The sequence below is a fragment of the Devosia sp. Root105 genome (genome assembly GCF_001424865.1).
Lineage (GTDB): Bacteria > Pseudomonadota > Alphaproteobacteria > Rhizobiales > Devosiaceae > Devosia_A.
In genome coordinates this window covers 796,391-822,261 of sequence record NZ_LMCR01000012.1, presented here as the reverse complement: position 1 = coordinate 822,261, position 25,871 = coordinate 796,391, and the positions used below count along the sequence as shown (strand labels likewise).

The 25,871-nt window shown below is 65.1% G+C and carries 25 protein-coding genes; 15 read left to right on the top strand and 10 right to left on the bottom strand.

Annotation, left to right across the window (positions count from 1 at the left end):
- Positions 1 to 164: 164 nt before the first annotated feature.
- Both ASC68_RS12640 and ASC68_RS12635 read right to left on the bottom strand, forming a co-directional pair.
- Positions 165 to 1,562 (bottom strand): MFS transporter, encoded by a 1,398-nt coding sequence (locus ASC68_RS12640; RefSeq protein ID WP_055879428.1) that lies wholly within the window; start codon positions 1,560 to 1,562, stop codon positions 165 to 167.
- Positions 1,563 to 1,570: 8 nt separating this feature from the next.
- Positions 1,571 to 2,938, bottom strand: coding sequence for an MFS transporter (locus tag ASC68_RS12635; protein ID WP_055879940.1), 1,368 nt, complete (start codon positions 2,936 to 2,938; stop codon positions 1,571 to 1,573).
- A gap of 212 nt (positions 2,939 to 3,150) precedes the next feature.
- Between ASC68_RS12635 and ASC68_RS12630 the strand changes: the two genes are divergently transcribed.
- Positions 3,151 to 4,467 (top strand): hypothetical protein, encoded by a 1,317-nt coding sequence (locus ASC68_RS12630; protein ID WP_055879426.1) that lies wholly within the window; start codon positions 3,151 to 3,153, stop codon positions 4,465 to 4,467.
- Positions 4,468 to 4,717: 250 nt separating this feature from the next.
- Here ASC68_RS12630 and ASC68_RS12625 read toward each other — a convergent pair whose 3' ends face one another.
- Together ASC68_RS12625 and ASC68_RS12620 are read right to left on the bottom strand one after the other, a co-directional pair.
- Entirely contained in the window at positions 4,718 to 4,951 is a 234-nt protein-coding gene (locus ASC68_RS12625) for a GIY-YIG nuclease family protein (RefSeq protein ID WP_248310535.1), read from the bottom strand.
- 118 nt (positions 4,952 to 5,069) lie between these two features.
- A complete protein-coding gene (locus ASC68_RS12620; protein ID WP_055879425.1) occupies positions 5,070 to 7,121 on the bottom strand; it encodes an elongation factor G in 2,052 nt (683 codons plus the stop codon).
- 432 nt (positions 7,122 to 7,553) lie between these two features.
- On the opposite strand from ASC68_RS12620, the gene guaB reads away from it, so the two are divergent.
- The 5 genes from guaB to ASC68_RS12590 all read left to right on the top strand — a co-directional run bounded on the left by guaB (position 7,554) and on the right by ASC68_RS12590 (position 11,904).
- Entirely contained in the window at positions 7,554 to 9,056 is a 1,503-nt protein-coding gene (guaB, locus tag ASC68_RS12610; RefSeq protein WP_055879419.1) for an IMP dehydrogenase, read from the top strand.
- Positions 9,057 to 9,205: 149 nt separating this feature from the next.
- Complete coding sequence (locus ASC68_RS12605; RefSeq protein WP_055879416.1) at positions 9,206 to 9,625, top strand: MAPEG family protein; 420 nt, start codon at positions 9,206 to 9,208, stop codon at positions 9,623 to 9,625.
- Positions 9,626 to 9,686: 61 nt separating this feature from the next.
- Complete coding sequence (locus tag ASC68_RS12600) at positions 9,687 to 10,979, top strand: RsmB/NOP family class I SAM-dependent RNA methyltransferase (protein WP_055879413.1); 1,293 nt, start codon at positions 9,687 to 9,689, stop codon at positions 10,977 to 10,979.
- Between the two features lie 2 nt (positions 10,980 to 10,981).
- Positions 10,982 to 11,386: a hypothetical protein gene (locus ASC68_RS12595; RefSeq protein WP_055879410.1), complete on the top strand. Its 405-nt coding sequence runs from the start codon at positions 10,982 to 10,984 to the stop codon at positions 11,384 to 11,386.
- A 32-nt stretch (positions 11,387 to 11,418) separates the two neighbouring features.
- Entirely contained in the window at positions 11,419 to 11,904 is a 486-nt protein-coding gene (locus tag ASC68_RS12590) for a TspO/MBR family protein (protein WP_055879408.1), read from the top strand.
- A 5-nt stretch (positions 11,905 to 11,909) separates the two neighbouring features.
- Here ASC68_RS12590 and ASC68_RS12585 read toward each other — a convergent pair whose 3' ends face one another.
- Both ASC68_RS12585 and ASC68_RS12580 read right to left on the bottom strand, forming a co-directional pair.
- Entirely contained in the window at positions 11,910 to 12,485 is a 576-nt protein-coding gene (locus tag ASC68_RS12585) for a DUF1349 domain-containing protein (RefSeq protein WP_055879406.1), read from the bottom strand.
- Positions 12,486 to 12,489: 4 nt separating this feature from the next.
- A complete protein-coding gene (locus tag ASC68_RS12580) occupies positions 12,490 to 13,716 on the bottom strand; it encodes an acyltransferase (RefSeq protein ID WP_055879403.1) in 1,227 nt (408 codons plus the stop codon).
- Positions 13,717 to 13,918: 202 nt separating this feature from the next.
- Here ASC68_RS12580 and ASC68_RS12575 point away from each other — a divergent pair, with 202 nt between their 5' ends.
- From ASC68_RS12575 to ASC68_RS12555, 5 genes are all read left to right on the top strand, one after another.
- Positions 13,919 to 14,620, top strand: a complete 702-nt coding sequence (locus tag ASC68_RS12575; protein ID WP_082528115.1) for a cyclic nucleotide-binding domain-containing protein — start codon at positions 13,919 to 13,921, stop codon at positions 14,618 to 14,620.
- Positions 14,621 to 14,695: 75 nt separating this feature from the next.
- Positions 14,696 to 15,400, top strand: coding sequence for a cyclic nucleotide-binding domain-containing protein (locus ASC68_RS12570; RefSeq protein WP_055879400.1), 705 nt, complete (start codon positions 14,696 to 14,698; stop codon positions 15,398 to 15,400).
- Positions 15,401 to 15,456: 56 nt separating this feature from the next.
- Positions 15,457 to 17,025 carry a glutamine-hydrolyzing GMP synthase gene (gene guaA / locus ASC68_RS12565; protein WP_055879397.1) on the top strand — a complete coding sequence of 523 codons (1,569 nt, stop codon included), beginning with the start codon at positions 15,457 to 15,459 and terminating at the stop codon, positions 17,023 to 17,025.
- Positions 17,022 to 18,422, top strand: a complete 1,401-nt coding sequence (locus ASC68_RS12560) for an alpha-L-fucosidase (protein WP_197421184.1) — start codon at positions 17,022 to 17,024, stop codon at positions 18,420 to 18,422. The genes guaA and ASC68_RS12560 overlap by 4 nt, the downstream gene beginning before the upstream one ends.
- 4 nt (positions 18,423 to 18,426) lie before the next feature.
- Complete coding sequence (locus tag ASC68_RS12555; RefSeq protein ID WP_055879395.1) at positions 18,427 to 18,825, top strand: YbaN family protein; 399 nt, start codon at positions 18,427 to 18,429, stop codon at positions 18,823 to 18,825.
- Positions 18,826 to 18,953: 128 nt separating this feature from the next.
- Here the strand turns inward: ASC68_RS12555 and ASC68_RS12550 are convergent, their stop codons facing one another.
- Together ASC68_RS12550 and ASC68_RS12545 are read right to left on the bottom strand one after the other, a co-directional pair.
- Positions 18,954 to 19,328 (bottom strand): nuclear transport factor 2 family protein, encoded by a 375-nt coding sequence (locus ASC68_RS12550; protein WP_055879392.1) that lies wholly within the window; start codon positions 19,326 to 19,328, stop codon positions 18,954 to 18,956.
- A complete protein-coding gene (locus ASC68_RS12545; protein WP_055879389.1) occupies positions 19,303 to 20,220 on the bottom strand; it encodes an NAD(P)-binding domain-containing protein in 918 nt (305 codons plus the stop codon). Before ASC68_RS12545 ends, ASC68_RS12550 begins: the two co-directional genes overlap by 26 nt.
- A gap of 54 nt (positions 20,221 to 20,274) precedes the next feature.
- On the opposite strand from ASC68_RS12545, the gene ASC68_RS12540 reads away from it, so the two are divergent.
- The gene (locus ASC68_RS12540; RefSeq protein ID WP_248310534.1) at positions 20,275 to 20,691 is read left to right on the top strand and encodes a helix-turn-helix domain-containing protein; all 417 of its coding nucleotides are present in this window, start codon (positions 20,275 to 20,277) and stop codon (positions 20,689 to 20,691) included.
- A gap of 46 nt (positions 20,692 to 20,737) precedes the next feature.
- Here the strand turns inward: ASC68_RS12540 and ASC68_RS12535 are convergent, their stop codons facing one another.
- The gene (locus tag ASC68_RS12535; RefSeq protein WP_055879384.1) at positions 20,738 to 21,157 is read right to left on the bottom strand and encodes a L,D-transpeptidase; all 420 of its coding nucleotides are present in this window, start codon (positions 21,155 to 21,157) and stop codon (positions 20,738 to 20,740) included.
- Between the two features lie 209 nt (positions 21,158 to 21,366).
- Between ASC68_RS12535 and ASC68_RS12530 the strand changes: the two genes are divergently transcribed.
- Both ASC68_RS12530 and der read left to right on the top strand, forming a co-directional pair.
- Positions 21,367 to 22,278 carry a tetratricopeptide repeat protein gene (locus tag ASC68_RS12530; protein ID WP_055879380.1) on the top strand — a complete coding sequence of 304 codons (912 nt, stop codon included), beginning with the start codon at positions 21,367 to 21,369 and terminating at the stop codon, positions 22,276 to 22,278.
- Between the two features lie 34 nt (positions 22,279 to 22,312).
- Positions 22,313 to 23,743: a ribosome biogenesis GTPase Der gene (gene der / locus ASC68_RS12525; protein WP_055879377.1), complete on the top strand. Its 1,431-nt coding sequence runs from the start codon at positions 22,313 to 22,315 to the stop codon at positions 23,741 to 23,743.
- 36 nt (positions 23,744 to 23,779) lie between these two features.
- Here the strand turns inward: der and ASC68_RS12520 are convergent, their stop codons facing one another.
- Positions 23,780 to 24,739, bottom strand: a complete 960-nt coding sequence (locus tag ASC68_RS12520) for an aldo/keto reductase (protein ID WP_055879374.1) — start codon at positions 24,737 to 24,739, stop codon at positions 23,780 to 23,782.
- A gap of 135 nt (positions 24,740 to 24,874) precedes the next feature.
- On the opposite strand from ASC68_RS12520, the gene ASC68_RS12515 reads away from it, so the two are divergent.
- Entirely contained in the window at positions 24,875 to 25,756 is an 882-nt protein-coding gene (locus tag ASC68_RS12515; protein ID WP_055879371.1) for an AraC family transcriptional regulator, read from the top strand.
- Positions 25,757 to 25,871: the final 115 nt, after the last annotated feature.

Below are 25,871 nucleotides of genomic sequence, written 5' to 3'. Positions count from 1 at the left end.
CACTGTGATCACCCCACCTCCGATGTCATCCCAGCGAAAGCTGGGACCCAACTACCCACAGGCTCGGGCCGCAAGATGGGTCCCAGCTTCGCTGGGATGACAGCCGGTGGTAGGTTTAAGGCCGAGCCTAATCACCGGGTTCGTGCAGCCCAATGATCCGCTGATCACTCGGCCGGCGCGCCGCTCTCGGCCCGGTGGCTGTGCATGTTGGCGCTCCGCGGAACTCGCAGGAAGATCAGCGCCGAGATCAGAGTCACCGTTGCCATGGCCCAGAAGGCAACGTGGAAGTCGTTGAGCCCAGGGGCCCCGCCATGCAGCAGGTGGACGCCCTCAAAGATGCCGCCGCCGATCGCGACACCGAAGGCGAGGGAGAGCTGCACGCTCACCTGGCTCAGCACATTGGCCTGCCCGGCATCCTTGTCAGCGACATCGGCGAAGATGAAGGCATTGGTGGTGGTCCAGAACAGTGACTGGAAGAAGCCGGTGATCACCAGCAGCGCCAGCATCAGCGGGGTCGGGGTGTCGGGCGTGTAGAGCCCCATCGCCAGCACACCGCCGGCCGTGATGGTGCAGGCGATCACCAGCGCCCGGCGGAAGCCTAGCCGCGCGATGAAGCGCTCAGCCATGAACTTCATGGTGAAGGCGCCGACCGCCGAGGCAAAGGTCACCATGCCGCTCTCGAACGGGTTCAGGCCAAAGGCGAGCTGCAGCATCAGCGGGAACAGGAAAGGCATCGCCCCGGTACCGAGCCGGAAGATGGTGCCGCCGATCATGGTCAGGCGGAACAGCGGCTGGCGGAAGATCCTCAGATCGAGCAGCGGGTACTCGGTCCGGCGGAAGTGGAACCAATAGGCGATAGCGGCGACGACGCCGAGGAACAGCGAACCATAGCCAAAGCCAGCGGGCAGGGCCGGCAGCGTCAGCACCGAGATACCGAAGACAAGGCCGGCAAAGCACAATCCGGCCAGCAGGAAGCCGGTGAAGTCCAGCTTGCGCGGCTCGTTCCGATGCCACTCCGGCAGGTACTTGTTGACGAGGATGATTCCAAGGATGCCGATCGGCACGTTGATCAGGAAGATCCAGTGCCAGCTGGCAAAGGTGGTGATGAAGCCACCGATCGGCGGCCCGACGATCGGGCCGACGAGCCCCGGGATCGACAGCCACGCCATCGCATCGACCAGTTGTTGCCGCGGCGTCACCCGCACCAGCACCAGCCGCGCCACCGGCGTCATCATCGCTCCGCCCATGCCCTGCAGGAACCGCGACAAGACGAACGTCAGCAGCGAGTTCGAGATCGCGCAGCACACCGATCCCAGGATGAACACCACGATCGCCCAGGCAAACACCCGCTTGGCGCCGAACTTGTCGGCCATCCAGCTCGACACCGGGATGAAGATCGCCAGCGCCACCATGTAGGTGGTCAGCGCCAGCTTCAGCGCGATCGGCTCGGTGCCGATATCGTGCGCGATGGCCGCCAGCGACGTCGCGATCACCGTCGAATCCATGTTCTCCATGAACAGCGCCACGGCGAGGATCAGCGGGGTCAGGCGGAGCGCGGACATCGGAGCCTTCAGAGTGTTGCCGGAACCGGCTTGGCGATGGGCTTTGCCTTGTGGCCCGACACGTCGCTACCTGCGTCGGGTGGCAGCCGCATGAACGGGATAGCGCTGCAGATGGCGACGGCAGCGACGACGAACCAGGCGATGTGGAAATCGGCCAGCACCAGCTCGCCACCATGCATATTCGAGGCGATTTCCAGCGCGCCACCCGCTACCGCGACACCGGCCGCGACGCTGAGCTGCTGGCTCACCGCGTTGATCGCCGTGGCCTGGCTGGCATGCGCCTCGTCGACATCGGCAAACACCAGGGCGTTGACGCCGGTAAAGAAGAACGAGCGGGTGAGGCCGCCGAACAACAGCGAACCCATCAGCAGCCAGTGCGGCACGGCGGGGGTGAAGAAGCCGTTGATGGCAAGAAAAGTGCAGCCGAGCAGCGCCGTGACCATCAGTGTCCGCGGGAAGCCGAAGGCGGCATAGAGCTTTTCAGCGCCGAACTTCGAGAGGATCGCCCCGATCGCCGCGATGAAGGTGGTGAGGCCGGATTCGAATGGTGTCAGCCCGAAAGTCAGCTGCAGCATCAGCGGCATCAGAAACGGGAAGGCGCCGATGCCGATGCGGAACAGCGAGCCACCGATGATGGCGTTGCGGAACAGTGGCAGCCGGAACATCCTGGGGTCGAGAATCGGAAACGGCGTGCGCTTCGCATGCCGCAGGTAAAGCAGCCCCGCGATCACCCCGACGACAATCGAGCCATAGCCGGCGACGGTCGGGATGGCGGGGAGGCTGATCACCGAGAAGCCGAACATGATACCGGCAAAGGTGATGGCCGAAAGAATCAGCCCCGGCACGTCCACCGGTCGCTCGTTCCGGCCATCGGCCGCATTGAGGTATTTGGTGACGAGGACCAGCCCGATAAGGCCGATCGGGATATTGATCCAGAAAATCCAGTGCCAGCTGAGATAGGTGGTGAGGAAACCGCCCAGCGGCGGGCCGGTGATCGGGCCGATCAGCGCCGGGATGGTGAGCCAGGCCATGGCCGAGACCAGCTCATTGCGCGGTGTGGCGCGCACCAGCACCAGCCGCGCCACCGGCGTCATCATCGAGCCGCCAATGCCTTGCAGGAACCGCGACAACACGAAGGTCAGCAGCGAATCCGAGAAGGCGCAGCAGATCGAGCCGGCCATGAACACCACGATGGCGACGCGGAAAATGTTCTTGGCGCCGAACCGGTCGGCCATCCAGCCCGACAGCGGAATGAAGATGGCGAGCGCCACGAAATAGGCGGTAAGCGCCAGTTTCAGCGAAATCGGCTCGGCCCCGATATCCGCCGCGATCGCCGGCAGCGAGGTCGCAATGACGGTCGAGTCCATGTTTTCCATGAACAGCGCGACCGCGAGGACGAGGGGGATGATGCGCACGGAGGGAGCCTCGATCGAGGCACTGTTAGGATTGAAACTATCGGCGTGAGCTTTACGGTGCGTGGGGCTGCAACGCAACACGTACCTCTGTCATTAATCGCTCGGGTCCTAACCGATTGACCCCCCAAGCCAACACGTGGCTTATTGTGGTCACATTTTATTCGGGTTGAACCATGAAGAGCTTTTCGTCGTCGAGCTTCGCCAGCAATCATGCCGAGGCGCTCGACCTTGCCTTTGCAGCAGTGCAGAAGAACCCACAGGCGCTGTTCACCAATTTCCAGTGGTTCCTCTACACCGGCAAGGACACGATCTTCTTTACCGCCTTCTCCAAGGAGAAGTTCGATAAGCAGAAGCTGAAGGAACTGGTGGCGCAGGTGGTGGCGCTGGCGCCGCAGCTGACGCACGGCTTTGTCGGGGCGCGTCCGGGGCACCCCTTCACCGAGAGCCAGCTCGACGCCATCACTTCGGTGGAGCTGGTTGACAGCTTTGACGGCTACCCGGACAAGTGGCTCGGTAAAAGCGCCGACATCTTCGATCACCCCGACCTGCCGCTGTTCCGCTTCATGGCGGCGACGCTGAAGGACGGCCCGGATGCCGAGGGGCGCATCTCGGTGATCCAGGTGCGCGCCGCGCACTGCGTGCTCGAGGGTTCGGATTCGGCGCTGCTGTCGCGCTCGCAGACCGCCAATCACGGCATCCAGTCCAACAAGGACAACAAGGTCAGCTTCGGCGCCCGCTTCAAAGGCGCGCTACAGGCCGGTATCGGCGTGTCGCTGCACCTGTTCTTCGCCCACATCATGTCGCCGCCGGACAAGCCGTTCGGCTTCAAGACCCTGCCTTTGCGCCGCGACCGGCTGCGTCGCCTCGCCAATCGGCTGGGGGTGCGGCAGCGCTCGCTCTACTTTGCCATCGTCACCCATGCACTTCATTCCGATACCGACCGGCGCCTTAACGAGGCGGTGATCGCCGCGGCTTACACGATGCTGGATACCCGGCGCACCGATGCCGACGACGACTTCTTCCGGGTGCGCGCCCTGCAGGCGAAATTCCCCTACAAGGAGGATTTCGTCGAGTATGTGCGCTCGGTCGACGATGTCGTCAGCCAGATCGAGAACAAGGACATTACCTCGTTCCAGACCCAGATCATGGCCCTGTTCGCCATGCACCGGAAGCTCCATAGCTGGTTCCCGTTCCTCTATGGCCCGCGCTTCTGGCGCTTTTCGGGCCGCGTCGACACCGTGCTGACCCTGGTACCGCCGCACCGCACACTGGGTCCGGTGACCCAGTGGATGATGGAACCGATCTATTGCGGCGCCTACCACCCCGCCTCCAACATCGCCACCTTCTGCCCCGGCCGCGAGTTCATGACGGTGAACTTCGTCATGGAACAGCGCCACATCGACGCGGTCGAGCGGATCGAACCGCTGATCGCGAGGATCGAGGCACTGGATCTGCCGGAGCCGGTGAAGGGTGTGGGCGTCGAGGCGTGACTGGTGCTTAGGCAGGCGGGCGGTTGTGTGAGCACAAATCTCACCACAACCACCGGCCGTCATCCCGGCGAAAGCCGGGACCCAGTGCTCCGACCGCTCAACGAGCGCGAAACCATCCGACCTTGCCGTGATGGTCCGGCGCGGCCCTTGTCTGACCTACCGCTCGAGCAATGGGTCCCGGCTTTCGCCGGGATGACGGCCGGCGGGTGGTGGGAGATCGGGACACCCCGCAGATGCCGCAGCGGGAGAGTCAACCAACAATCTCGTCCCACAGGTCATCCCAGCGTGGGTTCCTGGCTTCGATCAGCTCCACCTTCCACGCTCGTCGCCATTCCTTGATCCGCTTCTCACGCGTGATTGCGGCCTCGGCGTCGCCCTGTTCTTCGAACCACACCAGCTGTGTCACGCCGTATCGCGCAATGAAACTGCCGGCGATTGCGTGCGTTCGGTGTTGCCAGACTCGACCAACCAGATCGGACGTCACGCCGGTGTAGATCGTGCCGCGCTTGCCGTCGCCATCATGTAGGCGAAGAACTGTTTGTCCACCTGCGCCTCCTAACCATCGGATCAACGCAGGCGGACGCTGTCAACGTAGGACCGGCCTAGGCCACCTGCCTCCCATACTTGCTTGCCACTTCCTCGGCCAACCGCCCGCCGATCTCGGCCAAGTGGTCGAATTCCTGTTCGAAGCTGCCGACGCCGGCGGTCGCTGACCTGAGTTCGATGATCAGGTCCTGCATCTCCGAGGCGGGCACGTAGGCGTGGATATCGTCCCAGCCGTCCCAGCCCTCGCGGGTGTCCGAGCCGACGATCTGGCCGCGGCGGCGGGGGAGGATGGCGTTGATGCGGGCCGTAGCCTCGCTCGGGCAATGCACCGTCACCTCCATCACCGGCTCCAGCAGCACCGGCTCGCATTGCGGCATGCCTTCGCGCATGCCGATCTGCGCCGCCTGCCGGAACGCCATGTCGGAGGAGTCGACCGTGTGGTACGAGCCGTCGGTGAGCGTCACCGCCACATCGACCACCGGGAAGCCCAACGGGCCGCCCATGCCAAAGTACTCGCGGACGCCGGCTTCCACCGAGCTGATATACTGCCGTGGCACCACGCCGCCGGTGATCTTCTCGTCAAAGCCCAGCCCACCGCCGCGTGGCAGCGGCTTGATGGTCAGCACCACGTCGCCGAACTGGCCGTGGCCGCCAGACTGCTTCTTGTGCCGGCCGCGCACATTGGCCGACTTCCTGATCGTTTCGCGATAGGCGATGCGCGGCACCGAGGTGGTGACCGGCACGCCGTAGCGTCCGGTAATCCGCTCGACCACCACCCGCAGGTGCATCTCGCCATGGCCCTCGAGCACGGTTTCGCCGGTCTCGGGCACATGGGTGAGATGCAGGGAAGGGTCTTCCTCGAGGATCCGCTGCAGCGCCGTCGACAGCCGCACGTCGTCCTTGCGCTCTTTCGGCGACACGGCGATCGCCATCATCGGCAAGCTCTCGGGCGGTGGCATCAGGTCCGGCACCATGCGGCCGGCCGAAAGCGTATCGCCGGTGCGGGCGGCTTCGACCTTGCCGAGCGCTACTGTTTCGCCCTCCTGCGCCGCCTCGCGCTTCTGCGTTTCCTGGCCCATCACCCGGAAGATGCCCGACACCTTGCTTTCGCGACCGTCGGCAGAGCGGAGCGTCGCGCCATCGGCAACGCTGCCACTGAGCACCCGGGCGACGCACATCTTGCCGCTGCGCGCGGTCTGCATGGTCTTCATGATCTGCACCACGTTGCCGGTTCCGTCGGCGAGCCCGAGCCGGGCTCGGGTTTCCTTCACCGTCGGCGCCTCGTGACGGATCGCCTTCAGCAGTCGGGTGATGCCGTTGCCGTGCTCGGCCGAACCGATGAACACCGGACAGATCTTGCCGGCCCGCATCTCCTCGACCAGGTCCTTGAAGATCAGGTCCTTTTCCGGCTGCACATCCTCGAGCAGCTGCTCCATCAGCACGTCGTCGAAATCGGCGATCTGCTCGAGCATGGCAGTGCGTGCAGCAACTTCGTCAGCCTTTTCGCCATCGGGCAGGGCGATGATCTCGCTCTCCTTGGCCTCGTGGTAGACATGCGCCCGCTCGAGCGCCAGGTCGATGCAGCCGGTCACCACGCCGGCCTTGGTCATCGGCAACTGCCGCAGCACCAGTGGCACCCGGCTCGCCGGCTGCAGCATGGTGAGGATGTCGCGGACCTGGCCCGAGAGCTTGTCGATCTTGTTGAGGAAGATCAGGTGCGGAAGTTTCCGCGCTTCGAGATCCCCGAGGATCAGCTGCAGCGCCGCCACCTTCTTGGGGTCGGCTTCCGCCACCACCACTGCCATGTCGCAGCCGGCGAGGACGGCGAGGGATTCATACTGGAACTCGACAGAACCGGGGCAGTCGATAAAGCTGTAGCGGTCGCCCATGAACTCGGTCTCGGCGACGTTGACCTCGACGCTCATGCCGTTCGAGCGGGCTTCCGGTGCGGCATCGCCCACCATGTTGCCGTCTCTGGCGTGGCCTTGTCGGGTAATGGCCCCAGTGCGCATGAGGATCGCTTCGAGCAGCGAAGTCTTGCCGCTCGCGAACGGCCCCACCAGCGCGATGCACCGGGGCCCGGCTTGTCTGCCGTTGTCGTTTGCCATCTACTCCTCCTCGTTCGTGATTTGTTCCTCTGGCGACGTCCTCCCCGGTGCGTGGTCCTCGCACCGTTGAGGCGCGTCCGCAACGATACTGTAGCGCTCTGGGAGAGCGGAGCCAATCGGGCGATGCCGCCTGTGGAAGGTGCTGAAGCCGGTGGCTGCGGACCCCCACCCTTGATCCCTCCCCGCAAGGGGAGGGAGACGCATACTGAGGTGCCGGTGGTTTGGTCTCCCTCCCCCTCGGGGCGACATCCTGTCGTCCCCTCGCGGGGAGGGGACAGGGGTGGGGGGCGGCGCACACCAGCTTTGCTGCGATCGCCCTTCCCAAACCCGGGGGGCGGTGGTAATCACCCTCGCCAACCCGTGAGCCGGCGACGAGTCGTTCCGCTCACGGGCTTCCGTTTTTCTGATGCTCAGAAGGGAAGGGCCCGACCCTTGGCGAAGATCATTACTTCCATCACCGGCGATAGCGCACTGACGTTCGACGACGTGCTGCTGCAGCCTGCGCGCTCCGATGTGCTGCCGACCGATGTCGACATCCGCACCCGGGTGACCAAGGATATCTCGCTCAATATCCCGATCCTGTCGTCCGCCATGGACACGGTGACCGAGAGCCGCATGGCCATTGCCATGGCGCAGGCCGGCGGCATGGGCGTGATCCACAAGAACCTCGATATCCTGGTGCAGGCCGAGCATGTCCGCGCCGTGAAGAGCTTTGAAAGCGGCATGGTGGTGAACCCCATCACCATCGGACCTGACGCAACGCTCGCCGACGCGCTGGCGCTGATGGAAGCCAACCACATCTCCGGCATTCCGGTGGTGGAGAATGGTGGGCAGGGCGGACGCAAGATCGGCAGGCTGGTCGGTATCCTCACCAACCGCGACGTGCGCTTTGCCAATAACCCGCGCCAGCGCATCGCCGAACTGATGACGCATGAGAACCTGGTAACGGTGCGTGACGGTGTCAGCAAGGACGAGGCCAAGCGCCTGCTGCATGCCCACCGCATCGAAAAGCTCCTCGTGGTCGATGACGATCGCCGTTGCGTCGGGCTGATCACCGTCAAGGATATCGAGAAGGCCCAGCTCAACCCGCATGCGGTGAAGGATGCGCAGGGTCGCCTCCGCGTCGCGGCGGCCACCGGTGTCGGCGACGCTGGCTTCGAACGCTCGCTGGCGCTGATCGATGCCGGCGTTGACCTCCTGGTGATCGACACGGCGCACGGTCACTCGACCGGCGTGCTGAAGTCGGTGGAGCGGGTGAAGCGCGAGAGCAATTCCACCCGCATCGTCGCCGGCAACGTGGCGACTGCCGAAGCCACCCGTGCGCTGATCGAAGCGGGCGCGGATTCGGTGAAGGTCGGCATTGGTCCCGGCTCGATCTGCACCACCCGCATCGTCGCCGGCGTCGGCGTGCCGCAGCTTGCGGCGGTGATGGCCTGCGCCGAAGAGGGTGACAAGCACGGCATCCCGGTGATCGCCGACGGCGGAATCAAATTCTCAGGCGACCTGGCTAAGGCATTGGCCGGCGGTGCGTCTTGCGCCATGGTCGGCTCGTTGCTGGCCGGTACCGACGAGAGCCCGGGCGAGGTCTACCTCTACCAGGGCCGCTCCTATAAGTCGTATCGCGGCATGGGCTCGGTGGGCGCCATGGCCCGCGGTTCGGCCGACCGCTATTTCCAAGAGGAAGTGAACGACAGCCTGAAACTGGTGCCCGAGGGCATCGAGGGCCAGGTGCCGTACAAGGGCGCCGCCGGCAACGTGCTGCACCAGCTGGCCGGCGGTCTTCGCGCCGCCATGGGCTATACCGGCGCGCCCAACCTGCAGGCTTTCCGCGACAATTCGGTGTTCGTGAGGATCTCCGGCGCCGGCCTCAACGAAAGCCACGTCCACGACGTGTCGATCACCCGCGAGAGCCCGAACTACCGCGGCGGCAACTAAGGCCGGCCTGTCACGTTGCTGCCAACTCCACCGGGTCATTCCCGCGAAAGCGGGAACCTCCGTTGGGGATGGCGCAGCAGGCGCAAAAACCGAGGTTCCCGCTTTCGCGGGGATGACTCCGTGGTTCCCGGAAGCAGCGAGGCTATCGGTTGACCTCATTCTGGCTGATCGCCGCCATCCTCGCCCAGGGCGCGCTCGCCCTGGGGCTGCTCTGGTACCTCGGCACCATTCGGCTCCCGATGGTGATGAAGGGCGAGGTGCGGATCGACGACATCGCGCTCGAGCGTAAGGCTTGGCCGAAGCGCGAATGGCAGGCGTCCAACGCCTTCGACAACCAGTTCCAGCTGCCGGTGCTGTTCTATGTCGGGGCTGGGCTGGCGCTCTACTTCGGCCCGACCCCTTTCGAGATCGTGCTGGCCTGGCTGTTCGTCGCGTCCCGCTACGTACATGCCTTCGTGCACATCACCGACAACCATGTGGTCCGGCGCTTTGCCGCCTACCTGGTCGGGCTGCTGCTGCTCTGCGTGTTCTGGCTCGACCTGGTGGCGCGGCTGCTCCTCACACTGTAGCGAGCTTGATCCGCGTGCCGCATCGTGGCACGGACGCGGCTGACGAGAAGAGGATCTTCGCATGAGACTGCCCGGCCGGATTGCCGCCGCCATCGCTGTGCTCGCCGATATCGATGCGCACAAGCGCCCGGTGGCCGAGGCGCTGAAGGCCTGGGGGCTCAACAACCGCTTTGCCGGCGCCGGCGACCGCGCCGCCATCGGCAACCTCGTCTACGACGCGCTGCGCCGCAGGAGTTCGCACGCCTTCGCCATGGGTACGGACGCACCGCGCGCCCTGGTGCTGAGCGTCGTGGTGCGCGAGTGGGGCGAGAACATCGATGAGCTCAACCAGAGCTTTGGCGGCGATCGCTTCGCCCCTGCGCCGATAGATGCCGAGGAGGCGGCAAAGCTTACCGCCGCCGATCCGCTCGCTGGTGCGCCCGACCACGTGCGCGGCGATGTGCCCGAATGGGTCGCGCCGCACCTCGCCGAGAGCTTTGGGGAGGACTGGGTCGCCGAAGCGCACGATCTCTCCGGCCGACCGCCGCTCGACCTGCGCGTCAACACGCTGAAGGCCAACCGCGACAAGGCGCTGCGGGCCCTCGGGCGCTTCGCTCCCGATGCCACCGTCACCATCCCCGAGGGCATCCGCTTTCCCGCCGGCGAGCGCGACAGCCGCACGCCGAACGTCCAGAGCGAGGAAGGCTACATCAAGGGCTGGTTCGAGGTGCAGGATTTCGGCAGCCAGATCGTCGCCGCGCTGGGCGGCGCGCGCGGCGGCGAGCAGGTGCTCGACCTCTGCGCCGGAGCAGGGGGCAAGACCCTTGCCATGGCCGCCGCGATGCAGAACCGCGGCCAGATCTTCGCCTATGACAGCGACCGCACGCGCCTTGCTCCGATCTATGACCGCCTGAAGCGCGCCGGCGCCCGCAACGTACAGGTCCGCGCCCCGGGCGAGGGCGTGCTCGATGATCTCATCGGCAAGCTCGATCGCGTCGTGGTCGATGCGCCATGCACCGGCTCGGGCACCTGGCGCCGCCAGCCGACCGCCAAATGGAAGCTGACGCCCGACCAGCTTGCCCTCCGCGTCGAAGAGCAGCGGGCCATCCTCATCGAGGCGGCGAAGTATCTGAAACCAGGTGGCACACTGGTCTACATTACCTGCTCGGTGCTGCCCGAGGAGAACGCCCGGCAGGCCGCGTCCTTCCTCGAAGCCAACCCGGAATTCAAGGCTGTTGCCGGCAACAAGCTCTGGATGAGCCACTTCTCCGGCGCCAGGCTGCGCGCCCGCTTCTCGCCCGAAGGTGGCGTGTCCCTCACCCCGCACCTCACCGGCACTGATGGCTTCTACATCATCGCCATGCAGCGAGGCTGAGGATGATCCGCGATGATGCCGGCGGCTTGTCGCCCCTGTTCATCTTCACCGTCGGCTCGATCGCCTTCCTGCTGATCGTCGGGGCAGTGGTCTGGTTCGCCATTCCGGGCGCCAGCGCCAAGCACCATTTCGTCTCGCCGTCGGGGCGCGTCGCGCTCGACATCGGCGAGACGTGTGGCGAGGCGAGCTGCGAGCGCCGGATCATCGCCGAGACCATCGCCGCTGACGGCAGCAAGTGGCGCCGCGGCTGCCGGGTCCCACTGACCGATACACATCTCGTGCTGCTCAACGCCTTCCCGCTCTGGGCCGCCGACGAGCAGACGGTTGAGATCGTCTATGCTGATGCCGCGGGGCAGGGCGGCAAATTCCCGCTGAACTTCGCCGCCGACTGTACCGCGACCGAGTGAAACTTGCCTTCGCCTCGCACGTTACTCGAGGCATGAGCACCCTAACGATATCCGACCTCAAGACGCCGCGCGCATTAATCCTGCTGGCGGTTTTCCTTGCCGTAGTGATCGGCGTCGGCGCAGTCATCGGCATCTCGACCGCCCCCGGCGAATGGTACGCCGGCCTCGCCAAGCCGCCGTTCAACCCGCCCAACTGGCTGTTCGGGCCGGTGTGGTTCGCCCTCTATGTGCTGATCGCCATCACCGGTTGGCGCACCTTCCTGAGCGAGCCTGATGGTACCGGCATGAAGCTCTGGTACGGGCAGATGGGGCTCAACTGGCTGTGGTCGCCGGTGTGGTTCTCGCTGCACCTGCTCTGGCCGGCCTTCATCGTGATCATCGCCATCTTCGCGCTGATCCTCATGTTCATCGCCAATCGCTGGGGCCGTGACCGTGTCTCGGCCTGGCTGTTCGTGCCCTATGCGGCCTGGGTCGGCTTTGCCAGTCTGCTGAACCTCGCCATCGCCACGCTGAACTAGCCGGCCTAGTGCAATTCCCGCGAGATCGGCTCACCCAGCGCCAAGCGGGTGAAGCTGACCTCGAGCCCCTCGCCCGTCGGTGAGCAGGTCATCGGGCCGACCTCCACTGTCTCACCCATGCGGAGGAAGCACAGCCGCACCAGTTGCCAGCTGCCATCCGGCTGAAGCAACTGCACCCGCAGCGCTTCGGCATGCCGGGTGAGCCGCAGCGTCACGGCAGCGTCGACCGGTCGATCGAGCTTCAGCACCGACCAATCCGACTGGTCATCGCGGGTCACCACGACCGAAAAGTGCATCGCCCCATCGGTGAACTCGACCCCGCATTTCAGCCAGTTGTCGCCGTCGACGAACAGCATCGCTCCGGCCTGGTCATAGAGGCGCTGGTAGTTGGCGCTGAAACTGAGCTCGAAGCTGAAATCCCCGCTCACCTCGGTGGCGCGAAAATGCCCGTCGGCGTGCTTGAAGCCGTAGAAGGTGTTATTCCAGTAGTCGGTCTCCGGGCCCGTCCGCACCGTCAGCGTGCCGCCGCGCTCCTCGTAGAACGGCGGTTGGTTGCGCCAGAAGGTCTTGCCGGTTTTCATCAGGTCATTCCGCCGCCGCAGTGATTGTCGCCGAACCGGTGCTGCGCCGCTCCTTGCCGCGCGCCCACTGAATCATCGGGTTCTCGACCAGATGATACGACAGGTGCGCCACGGTGAAAGTGATGACCGTGATGATGGTACAGGTAACGATGAAGCGGACGGGATCGGACGACTGCCCGTGGTCGATCTGCGGATCCCAGTAGACCCGCACCAGTTCCAGCACCGGATAGTGCCAGATATAGATGCCGAACGAGATCTTCGCGACATAGCGCGTCACCGGGTTGTCGAGCAGTTGGCCGAGCAGCGCGCTCGATGGCGAGGACGAGAGAAACAGCCCGACCGCCAGCACGAACCAGGGGAAGCCATAGGGCACACCCAGCCAGCCCCAGCCATCGGCGGTCTTGGCCGAAAGCTGCACTTGCATGAGGTAAATGCCCCAGGCGAACGCTGCGAATGCGACAAGGTCGAACAGCGCGTGCCGGTACTTCGCCCAGCGCACCTGTAGTCCGCCGGCCAGCGCGCCGACGGCGAACATGGCGAAGAAGGCGAACGGGTTGAAACGCGGCATCCAGTACTTGGCGCCGCCGATCAGCCCGTAATCCCAGCCGCGCTGGTGCGTGTCGACGCGATAGTAGCGGGCGAACAGCCAGTGCGCGGCGAGCGCCAGCCCGATGACCCCCAACCATATCAGGCGCGATTGCCAGCCCTGGCCGCTCCACCGTCCCAGCAAGAACAGCGCCGCGAAGCCGGCCGGCAGCAGCAGGTATGACGTGACCTCGAAGCTGATCGACCACAGCGGCCCGTTCACCTCGACCGGAAACAGCGTGATCCAGTGCCAATCGGCGACCGTGAAGATGCCGGCGACCAGCCGCAGCACCAGTTGCCCGTCGAGTACCGCGCCGAACACTGTGATGCTGAGGACGAAGGTGACGAGCAGCGCCAGCCAGAAGCCGGGCAGGATGCGGGCAGCGCGCCGCATGGCGTAGACCCGCAGCGACGGCGCCGGCTCACCGCGATCCAGCGCCTGCCAGAACGGCCGCGACAGCAGGAAGCCCGAGAGGACGAAGAACATCGCCACGCCGAACGTGCCGATCTGCGCGAATACCCGAAACCACTCGACGCCGCCGAGCTGATCCTGCCAGCTCATGCGTTGCGCCAGATGGTGGAAAAGCACCGTGAGGCACGCAGCCGCGCGTACGAAATCGGCGCCATTCAGGCGGTTATCAGTCATCGGTTCCCCTCGCGTGGCACGCCGCGTCTTCCGCGCGGTAGTTCGTGCAATCGATTTCATTTGGCACCGCCAAGGGTTGCTGCGCAACCCCCTTGCGCTCGCGCAGACGCGTCAGCGACAGGCGCGGCACAAGCGGAGGTAGCGGTTGACGCGAGGCTGTCGCTGCGTCCTACTGGCGCAATACTTATCGTGTAGAGGCCAAATGACTTTTCAGGATTTTGTCACACGGATGATGGATCCAAGTCATCTGCTGACTCACGTGCCGTATGCTCTACTTGTCATCTCTATGCTGATGAACGATATGGGCTGGCTTCGTGCTATTGCCATTGCTGCAGGCATAATACGTATTATCAATCGCGCCTTCTTTGAGATCGACCCGATCATCGTGTTCTGGGAAGTGATCTTCGTCGCGGTGAATGTCGTTCAACTGTTGATCCTCTGGTACTACGCCAGGCGGCATCGGTTTTCCGAGGACGAGCAGCGTTTCGCCTCGATCATGCCCGCCAGCATCGATCGACGAACCGTCCGCCGCTTGCTGCGCCTCTCCAGGCTTCGCCATGCCCACGAGGGCCAGAAGCTGACTGAAGAGGGCAGGGCCGTTAGCGAGCTGGTGTTCATCGCCGATGGCGTGATGCAGATCGAGCAGGCCGGACGAATCGTCGCCGTGTGTGGACCGGGGGATTTCGTCGGCGAGATGAGCTTCGTCACCGGCGCACCGGCTTCGGCCACTGCCATCGCTGCCAAGCCGGTGCGCTACCTCGCTTTCGAACAGACGAGGCTGCGCGCCGCTGTCGAGGCCGACAGTGATCTTCGCCAGGCGCTCGACGCCAGTCTCAACCACAACCTCGTCGGCAAACTGGCCAAGGCCAACGCCGCCCGTCCTGAGCAGGTCGCTGCAGCCTAGAACATCGAGCCCCTTGTTTGTGACAGTGGGACCGGGCTAGGCCCTCGGTCTCAGTGTTTCCTTTTGCGGTGCACCATGTCGGGCCTGGTTGATCAGTTGTTCGTGGGTTTCACCAACCCGGTCATCCTGTTTGGGCACTTCACCTACTTCCTGCTGATCGTCTCGATGCTGATGCGGCGCATGGTGTGGCTGAGAAGTTTTGCCGTAGCGTCGGGCGTCGCCAAGATCGTCTACCGGGCGTTCTTCGTGTTCGATCCGGTGAGCGTCCTGTGGGAAACGGTGTTCGTGCTGGTGAACATCGGCCAGCTCCTGCTGATCTGGTACTACGAGCGCCACCACCGCTTCACCGACGAGCATCGCCATTTCGTCGACAGCATGCCGCCCAGCGTGGAGCGCCGCGCCCTGAAGCGCCTGCTGGCCTTTGCCACAGTGCGTGAGGTCCCAGCCGACGAAGTGCTGGTGCGCGAAGGGGAGGTGGTCAAGGACCTGCTCTATGTCGCCGGTGGCGTCGCGCGGATCGAGAGCGCCGGCCGGATCATCGCAGTGTGCGGGCCGGGCGATTATCTCGGTGAGATGAGCTTCCTCAGCGGCGAGCCGGCGACCGCCACCGTAGTGGCATCCAGGCCGATGCGCGTGCTGGCCTTCGACCAGCAACGGCTGCACGTCGCGGTGGCCTCCGACGCCGCCATCCATCGCGCCATGGAAGCCGGAATGAACCGCAACCTCGTTGGCAAGCTGGTGCGCGCCAACACGACCAGGGTGGCACCCCTCTCGGCATAGGTGCCTTGACCGGGAGGAGGCTTGCACAATCCCCGTCCGGGCTTTATTTCCCCGCCATGACAGACATCGCCGCCGCCCCCGCCGAGTCCATTCTCATCATCGATTTCGGGTCCCAGGTGACCCAGCTGATCGCGCGCCGCCTGCGCGAGACTGGCGTCTACTGCGAAATCCATCCGTTCCAGAGCGCCGCCGAGGCCTTCGCCCGGCTGCAGCCGCAGGGCGTGATCTTTTCGGGCGGTCCTGCCTCGGTGACCGACGAGGGCAGCCCCCGCGCGCCGCAGGAAGTGTTCGATTCGGGCGTGCCGATCCTCGCCATCTGCTATGGCCAGCAGACCCTGGCGCTGCAGCAGGGCGGCAAGGTCGAAGGCGGCCACGCCCGCGAGTTCGGCCGCGCCGATGTCGAGATCAAGGAGCAGAGCCCGCTGTTCGATGGCTTCTGGAAAGTCGGCGGCCGTTACCCGGTGTGGATGAGCCACGGCGACCGCGTCACCGAGCTGCCCGAGGGCTTTACCGTCATCGGCACCTCGGAGAACGCGCCGTTCGCCATCGCGGTCAACGAGCGCAAGCGCTATTACACCACCATGTTCCACCCCGAGGTGGTGCACACTCCCGATGGCGGCAAGCTCCTCCAATCCTTCGTGCACAACATCGTCGGGCTCAAGTCCGACTGGACCATGTCGGCCTATCGCCAGCGCGCTGTCGACAAGATCCGCGCCCAGGTCGGCAAGGGCAGGGTGATCTGCGCGCTCTCGGGCGGCGTCGACAGCTCGGTTGCGGCGATCCTGATCCATGAGGCGATCGGCGACCAGCTGACCTGCGTCTTCGTCGATCATGGCCTGATGCGGATGAACGAGGCCGACGAAGTCGTCTCGATGTTCCGCGACCACTACAATATCCCGCTCGTCCATGTTGACGCCGCCGACAAGTTCATCGGTGCGCTCGAAGGCGAGGCGGACCCCGAGACCAAGCGCAAGACCATCGGCCGGCTGTTCATCGAAGTGTTCGAGGAAGAGGCCAAAAAGCTCGGCGGTGCGCAGTTCCTGGCGCAGGGCACGCTCTACCCCGATGTGATCGAGAGCGTCAGCTTCTCGGGCGGCCCGTCGGTCACCATCAAGTCGCACCACAATGTCGGCGGCCTGCCTGATCGTATGAACATGCAACTGGTCGAGCCGCTGCGCGAGCTGTTCAAGGACGAAGTCCGGGCGCTCGGCCGCGAACTTGGCCTGCCCGACCGCTTTGTCGGCCGCCACCCGTTCCCAGGCCCCGGCCTCGCTATCCGCCTGCCGGGCGGCGTGACTCGTGAGAAGCTCGATATTCTCCGCCGCGCCGACGCCATCTATCTCGACGAGATCAGGAAGGCCGGGCTCTACGACAAGATCTGGCAGGCCTTCGCCGTGCTGCTGCCGGTGCAGACCGTCGGCGTGATGGGCGATGGCCGCACCTACGAGTTCGTCTGCGCGCTGCGCGCCGTGACTTCGGTCGACGGCATGACCGCGGATTTCTTCCCCTACGACATGAACTTCCTCGGCCGCGCCGCCACGCGCATCATCAACGAAGTGCGCGGCATCAACCGGGTGGTCTACGACGTGACGTCGAAACCGCCCGGCACCATCGAGTGGGAGTGAGTTCGCTAAGCCGCATCGCCGAGGCCTCCGCCGTTCGGCCGACGCCGCGGCAACTGGCCTGGCAGCAGCTGGAATTCTACGGCTTCATCCATTTCGGCATGAACACCATGACCGATCGGGAATGGGGCCTCGGGCACGAGGATCCACCCCTGTTCGATCCGGCGCAGCTGGATGCTGACCAGTGGGTCGAGAGCCTCGCCTCGGCCGGCATGCGCGGCCTGATCCTCACCTGCAAGCACCATGACGGGTTTTGCCTGTGGCCGAGCGCCGTGACTCGGCACTCGGTCGCGTCCAGCCCATGGCGAGGCGGTCAAGGGGATCTCGTCGCAGAAGTCTCGGCGGCCTGCGCGCGTCGTGGCATGAAGTTCGGCGTCTACCTGTCCCCATGGGACCGCACCGAGCCTGCGTACGGCACCGGGGTCGGCTACGACGACTTTTTCGTCGCGCAACTGCGGGAACTGCTCTCGGGCTATGGCCCGATCTTCTCGGTCTGGTTCGATGGCGCCAACGGCGAGGGCGCCACCGGGAGGAAGCAGTATTACGACTGGGACCGCTACTTTGCTGTGGTCCGGGAGTTGCAGCCCGATGCGGTGATCAGCGTCTGCGGCCCCGACGTGCGCTGGTGCGGCAACGAGGCCGGACACACCCGGCCCAATGAGTGGAGCGTGGTGCCTGCCTCGCTGCGCGATGCCGAGCGCACCGCGTCCAATTCGCAGCAGGTCGATGACGGGAAGTTCTCGCGTCAGGTCCGCTCGGACGAACAGGATCTGGGGAGCCGGGCGGCCATCGGCGCCTCGAGCGATCAGCTCGTCTGGTACCCCGCCGAGGTGAATACCTCGATCCGGCCGGGTTGGTTTCACCACGCCAAGGAAGACGCCGAGGTCCGCTCCGCCGACGAGCTGTTCGATATCTACTGCGCATCTGTCGGCGGCAACGCCACGTTCCTGCTCAACGTACCGCCGGACCGCGCCGGCCTCGTCAGTGCGGCAGATCGGCTCGTACTGTCGCAATTGGGAAAGCGCATTACGGGCCTCTACGACGCCGATATCGCCCCAGCGGCCACCGCGTCGCCCGCTGGTGCGCTGGACCAGGAAGGCGCATGGATCATCGACTCCACCGGCGCCAGCCTCGTTCTGTCGTGGCCGGAGCCGAGGCGGATCGCTGGCGTGATCGTCGATGAGGACATCGCCCTGGGCCAGCAGGTCGAACGACTTCAGGTGGAGGTCCGAACATCAGGTGATCGATGGCTTCCGGTCGCCGAATGCGGCTCGGTCGGTTATCGCCGGATCATCTCGTTCCCCGCCGTGGAGACCGACGTGGTCAGGCTGTCGGTTACCGCCGCGCGGGGGCCGGCACGATTGCGAAGCCGGGTCTTGCAGGCCGGGGAGGCTGGCTGATCTCATGGAGCAGGACCGTCCAGACGGGGTCTCGGCCCGCATGGTGCGCCTCGGGTATCTCGTCGCCGGCTTCGCCCTTCTCGCGCTCGGCATCATCGGCGCTTTCCTGCCGCTGATGCCGACGACCATCTTCGTCATTCTTGCCGCCGGCTGCTTTGCCCGCTCCAATCGCCGGGTCGAGGCATGGTTGCTCAATCACAAGAGTTTCGGCCCGACCATCAAGGCCTGGCGGGCCGAGGGCGCCATCTCGCGGCGCGGCAAGTCGCTGGCCACGGGCGGCATGGTGCTCGGCTATGTGCTGTTCCTGATCGGCGCCCGCCCCGACCTGCCGCTGGCGCTCTTCGTCCTCGCCGTCTTCGGCGCCTGCGCCTGGTACGTGCTGTCGCGGCCTGAGCCGTCGTGATGCCCGAGGGCGCAGCCGGGCTTTAGCACGCGGCCACATAGACAGAGTGTTTCACGCCCCTCGGGCACCGTGAGGCCTCAGCAGAAGGGGCCATCGTCGGTAGGTGTCCGGCTATGCGTCCTTCCTCATCAGTGTGCGTCCTGGCTCGTCAGCGGCCCGAAAAAGCCGATGACGCGGGTTACTCGCTTCTGGTTGGGGTCGAGGAAGGCGATGTCCAAACCCTCGGGGAGAGACGATCCGTCGGGCATCACAAACTTCCAGGCAAAGCGCGCGACCCCATGATGAGCATCCACATCGCTCGTCCGAACAATCCGGGCGCCGGGATGCCTGGTCTGAATGCTGGCGATATGCGCGAGCAGCTCTTCCGCGCCAGCGGCATGGACCGTGGGATCGGTGTAAGTGGCCCCATCGCCCCATATCGGCAGCAGTAACTCTCGTCGCTGCTGGGCATCTTCTCGAGACCACGCGGCGCAGTACCTATCGATGAGCAGCGGCAACGACATTCTGTGTGCCTCCGGACTTTCCCATGAATTGCGATAACGCCGCGAAATCGTCCTGCAGGTGGCCAGCGGCAATCGCCCTCTGGAACATCGCGTCGTAAGCGTCGACCACCGAGCGGTCGATCGCGCGGGCGTCCATCACCTCCAGCAGGTGCTGGAATGCGCTGTAGTGCGGGGAGATCGACGAGAGCGTCTCGTCGTCGCTGGCAAAGCGGCCGGCTTTCGTCCGCCTGATGAGGTCGGCGACGAGGCCATCGACAACAGGCGCTGTTGCGGTCCACTGCCTCGCCAGCTCGCTGAGGTCGATCTCTTCGGCCTGGCTCACCGCGATTGCATGGAGAGTTCCGAACAGCGCGCCCCACATCAGCGCCAGCAGCGCGCTGTCGAGTGCATTGGCCCGCCCCGGGTCGTCCCCGACATGCTGAACATTGCCGCCCAGGGCACGAAACATGTCCGGGTTCGCGTCGAAGCTCGGCCTTGGTCCCGAGATCAGGATCGTGCCGGCCTCGGTGCCGATGAAATCCGGTGTGGCCATCATCGCGCCGTCGAGGTAGCTGGCCCCGTGCCCAGCAAACCAGTTATGGGCCTCGCGTGCTCCACCCGGCGTTCCGGAGGTGAGTTGCACGATCAGCTTGCCGCGCAGGGCCGAGGCAACAGCATCGTCGCGTAGGAGTGCGGCAGCCGCCTCATAGTCGGTTACGCACACGATGATGATCTCAGCCGCACTGACGACCTCCGGGATGGACGCCGCGACGGTGGCGCCGAGCGCGGCCAGCGCTTCGGCCTTTGGCTTCGTCCTGTTCCAGACCGTAGTCTGGTATCCTGACTGAAGCAGGGCTCGGGCGAGAGCTGATCCCATGCGACCCGTTCCTACGACACTGATTGAAAGCTTCATTGCAACACCCCATCTCGATTGCTTGCCGGTGACGCAGAGCTGGGGTGCGGGGCGATGAGCGCCAATACGCACGGCGGCGTAAGTGGTTACCTCTGGGTAAGGGAGGATGAGATGCCTGCGGAAAATGGATTCTCGACGGCAATGAGGATGGTCTCCGGCAAGTGGAAGATAGATATCCTCTGCGAACTCGGAGCAGCGCCACGCAGGTTCGGCCGGTTGCGGCAGTCGATTCCGGCGATCAGTGAAAAGGTGCTGACGCAGCACCTTCGAGAACTGGAGGCTGACGGGCTGGTGCACCGAACGGTCTATCCGGGATCGTCGATAAAAGTGGTCTATTCGCTGACCGAGAGCGGAGCGGCGCTCAATGCCGGAGCGGCGGGGCTATGCAGCTGGGGTGAGCAATTCCCTTCCCCCACCAGTGTTGCGCAATCCGGCAACGTCGGCGCGCCATCGGGCTGCTCGGTCCGCTAGCAATCGTATCGGGCAGCGGTGCGTGCACCCGCGCCGACCACTGTTGTCAGCCCTTTACCCGAATGCTCACATTGCCGCTGCCGTGCTGCAGCACCAGGTTGTAGAGCCGGCGGGCGTTCTCGGGGGAGAGGCGGACGCAGCCATGCGAGGCGACGCGTCCCAGGCGCTTGGTGTCATAGGTACCATGAATGGCGTAGCCGCCGCGAAAGAAGATCGAATACGGCATCGGCGACCAGTCGTATTTCTTGGAATAGTACTCCTTGTACATTCGCTGTACGCCATAGCTGCCTTTGGGTGTGGTGTAGCCTTTGCGGCCGGTAGAAACGTCGAAACTGTATTTCGGCGCGCCGCTTACCGACACCCGCATGTGCTGATCCGATAGGTCGATGACGATGGAGACGTTGGCGGCGGTGGCGGGTGTTGCAATGGCGAGAAAGGCAACAAGCAGTAAAACGCGGCTGAACATCTTGATGAACTCGAACTGGCGCTGTCGAAAGCTTCGCGCGAGCCCGTTGCCGACAGATTAATTTGCTCGCTTGCATCTGCAACTTCACGCGCTCGTGACCCCTGGTGAGCATGGCGTGTCCGTTGGGAACACCCGCGTCTGCGGGTTTGCATTCGCGCGGACGCCTCACTATGGTGCGCCGAAATTCGACCCCGTTTCACTTGAGCTTCATGTCCAACGAAAACATCATTCGCGAAATCGACGAGGAACTGCGCAGCGACCGCGCGCGCAACCTATGGCGTCGGTTCGGCCCCTATGTGATCGGCGCGGCCGTAGCCATCGTCCTTATCGTGGCGGTGAAAGAGGGCTGGGACTGGTGGCAGAACTCGAACTCGGCCCAGTCGTCGGACCAGTTCTATGCGGCGCTGCAGCTGGCCGACGGCACCGATGCCGAGGCAGCCAAGAAGGCGCTCGACGAGGTGATCGCGGCCAACCATGGCGGCTATCCGGTGCTCGCGCGCTTCCGCGAAGCCGCGCTGCTGGCCAAGGATGGCAAGACCGCCGAGGCGGTGGCGGCCTATGACGCCCTCGCCGCCGGTCAGCCCAACAAGTATCTGCGCGAACTGGCGCTGGTGCTCGCCGCGAACCTTTTGGTCGACGGTGGCGATGTCGCCCAGGTCGAGCAGCGCGTCGGCGGCCTCGTCGGCTCCGCCAGCCCGATGCGCAACGCCGCCCGCGAGGCGCTGGGTCTCACCAAGTACAAGGCCGGCGATCTTGCCGGTGCCCGCCAGAGCTTCGAAGATGCGGCCAACGATCCGCAGGCGAGCCAGGAGCTGCGCAGCCGGCTGACCGTCTATCTGGCGCAACTGGTGGCCGAGGGCGTCGCCCCGCCGGTGGCGGAAGCTGCCGCGACCGAGACGCCTGTGGTCGTTGACCCTGCTACCGCCGCGCCGGCTGCGACTTCGGTCGGCGACGGACCGGCGCTCGATACCGCTCCGGCGCCCGAGGCCGCTCCCGCCATGGAGGCGCCGGCGATGCAGGCTGCTCCCGCGATGGAAGCCGTCCCGCCCGCCACTACGGACGCACCCGCGTCCACGGACGCACCCGCGTCCACCGAAGCACCTGCCGCGCCCGCGAACTGAGGTTCGCGTCCGGCTCTAAATACTGGGGTCTCGCTTGACCGTTACCGTCGCCATTGTCGGCCGTCCCAATGTCGGCAAGTCGACGCTGTTCAACCGGCTCGTCGGGCGTAAGATCGCGCTCGTCGACGATACGCCGGGCGTCACCCGCGATCGTCGTGAAGCCGAGGGTCGTATCGCCGACCTGCGCTTTAAGGTGCTCGACACCGCCGGCTACGAAGACAAGACCGACGGTTCGCTCGAAGATCGGATGCGCCAGCAGACCGAGATCGCCATCCGCGATGCCGACGTCATCCTGTTCATGATCGACGCGCGGGCAGGGGTGATGCCGCTCGACGAGCGCTTCGCCCAGGTGTTGCGCCGCGCCGGCAAGGACGTGCACCTGATCGCCAACAAGGCAGAAGGCAAGGCCGCCGATCCGGGCCTGCTGGAGGCGTACAATCTCGGCTTCGGCGAACCCGTGGCGCTCTCAGCCGAACATGGCCTTGGTCTCTCCGACCTGCACGCCATTGTTTCGAAAGCCGTGGATGCGGCGGCGGAGAAGGCTGAAGCCCGAGCGCCGTCACTGGATGTGATGCCCGAGGTCGATGTCGACCTGCCCGAGGATGACGGCTCGACCGAGGAGGGCCCGGTCAAGCGCTGGGATCCCAAGCGCCATCTGAACGTGGCGATCATCGGCCGCCCGAACGCTGGCAAGTCCACGCTGATCAACCGCATGGTCGGCGAAGATCGGCTGCTGACCGGGCCGGAAGCCGGCATCACCCGCGATTCCATCCTGGTGCCGTGGGAGTACGACGGCCGGACCATCAACCTGGTCGATACCGCTGGCATGCGCCGCAAGGCGCGCATCGAACAAAAGCTCGAAAAGCTCGCAGTCAGCGATTCCCTCCGCTCGATCCAGTATGCCGAAGTGGTGGTGCTGCTGCTCGATGCGCAGATCCCGTTCGAAAAGCAGGACCTGACGCTGGCCGATCTGGTTGAGCGCGAAGGCCGTGCCCTGGTGATCGCCGTCAACAAGTGGGACACCATCGAGGACAAGAACGCCAAACTCGCCGAGCTGCGCGAGCAGTGCGAGCGCTACCTGCCGCAGCTCAAGGGCATCCCGCTTGTCACCATCTCGGGCCTGCAGGGCCGCAACATCGACAAGCTGATGTCCGCGATCTTCGCCATCGAGCGCAAGTGGAACAGCCACGTCTCGACGGCGCGGCTCAACCGCTGGCTGAGCGGCATGACCGAAAGCCATCCGCCGCCGGCCGTCTCGGGGCGTCGCCTGAAGCTGCGCTACATGACGCAGGCCAAGATCCGGCCGCCGAGCTTCATCCTGTTCGCCTCGCGCCCCGAAGCCGTGCCGAACGCCTACCAGCGCTACCTGGTCAATGGCCTGCGCGACGCCTTCGACATGCCCGGCACCCCGATCCGGTTGTGGCTGCGGGGCGGCAAGAACCCGTTCGACAAATCCGATAAGTAGCGGCGGCGGTCGCCGTGACGGCCGCCGCCACCTGGCCTAAATCCACTGCGGGACCGCACTCGCATAGCGTGCACCAACGCCGCCGTCCGGGAGGATCTCCCTGATCCGCGCGAGATCTTGGGCGCTTAGGGTCAGATCCGCGCTGGCAACATTCTCCTCAAGCCGTGCGATCTGTCGTGTGCCCGGGATCGGCACAATGTCGTCGCCCTGCGCCAGCAGCCAGGCCAGGGCCAACTGCGATACCGTGGCGCCCTTGCTGGCAGCGAGATCGGTCAGTTGCCGCACCGCCGCGACGTTCTTCTCGTAGTTGCCGGGCTGCCAGCGCGGGTCATGTCGGCGCATGTCGTTCTCCTCGTACTCGGCGGCCGGCTTGACCGCGCCGGTGAGGAAGCCGCGGCCGAGCGGCGAGTAGGGAACAAAGCCGATCCCCAGTTCGCGGGTCAGCGGCAGCAGCGCCTCCACATCGCGCTCGAACACCGAGTACTCGGTCTGCAGCATGGTCACCGGGTGCACCGCGTGCGCCTTGCGGATCGTCTGCGGGCCGGCCTCGCTCAGCCCGAAATACTTGACCTTGCCTTCGCCAATGAGGTCGCTGACGGTGCCGGCGACATCTTCGATCGGCACGTTCGGATCGACGCGGTGCTGGTAGAGCACGTCGATGACCTCGACGCCGAGGTTGCGCAGGCTGTTCTCGGCGACCTCGCGGATGTGTTCGGGGCGGCTGTCGGTGCCGTAGGAGCGGGTGAAGCCGAACTTGGTGGCGATGACGATGTCGTCCCGGAATCCCTTGACCGCGCGCCCGATGAACTTCTCGTTTTCGCCCCAACCGTATAGCTCGGCTGTATCGAAGAAGGTGACGCCAAGTTCGTAGGCGCGTTGGATCGTCTGCAGCCCGGCCGTTTCGTCGGCGGCTCCATAGGCGAGGTGGAAGCCCATGGCACCGTAGCCAATGGCGGAAACTTCGGGGCCGTTGGCGCCCAGGGTGCGTTTTTGCATGCTGCGGTTCCTCTCGTGATGGCAGGCCCGGAATGTAGGGTGGAGCAGGGCTGAGCCGATGCCCGATGGTCCCGAATGATTGCCTGATCCTGCCGGTCGCTTGATCTTTCCGGGCAATCGGCGTCCGGTACTCAGATGATCGAACTCGCTGAACTGCGCGCCACCGCCTTCAGGCATGCCGGCTCCATCCATCCCGCGTTGCCGAGGCTGCGCGTCTACCGGCTCGACCAGCAGACCGAACCGGCGGCGCTGGTCTACGATCCCGTGGTTTGCCTGGTGCTGCAGGGCGCCAAGCGCACCTTCATCGGCAACCAGGTGCTGGAGTACGGCGCCGGCGCCTGCATCATCGTCGCCGCCGAACTCACCGCTATGGGCCAGATCAGCGAGGCTTCGCCGGCCGAACCCTACCTTGCGGTCAATCTCAACCTCGACCCGGCGGTGATCTCCTCGCTGCTGCTCGACATGGGCGGGATGGCCGAGCCGACGGCGGCCCCGGGCTTTGGCGTCAGCCAGGCGAGCCCGGCATTGCTCGATACCTGGCGGCGGCTGGTGGACCTGCTCGATCGGCCAGAGGAAATCCGCGTCATGGGGCCCAACCTCGAGCACGAGCTGATGTTCCGCCTGCTGACCGGACCGCAGGGCGCGCTGCTGCGGCAGATCGCCGGCTCCGACTCGCGCCTTTCCCACATCCGCCGGTCGATGGCCTGGGTGCGCCAGCATTTCGCCGAACATCTGAGTGTCGAGGCGATGGCAACAGTCGCCGGCATGAGCGTTTCGGTGTTTCACCGCCGCTTCAAGGCAGTTACCGGGCTCAGCCCATTGCAATACCAGAAGCATATCCGCCTGCACGAGGCGCGCCGGCGCCTCGTCATCGAGCACGCGGAGGCGGGCACGGTGGGGTACGCTGTGGGATACGAAAGCGCATCGCAGTTCAGCCGTGAGTACAAGCGCCTGTTCGGCGCGCCGCCCCGCCGCGACGCTGATGCCCTCCAGACGATCGTCGACGCCAGCCCGTAGTCGAACCGGCGCAACAGAACATCGCATTGCGCCCAACCTGAACGCGGCTATACTCCCGGCCTCTTAAGCGACCCGATGCTGAGTGCGGGGCCGCAACCTTGAAACGACATTGTTC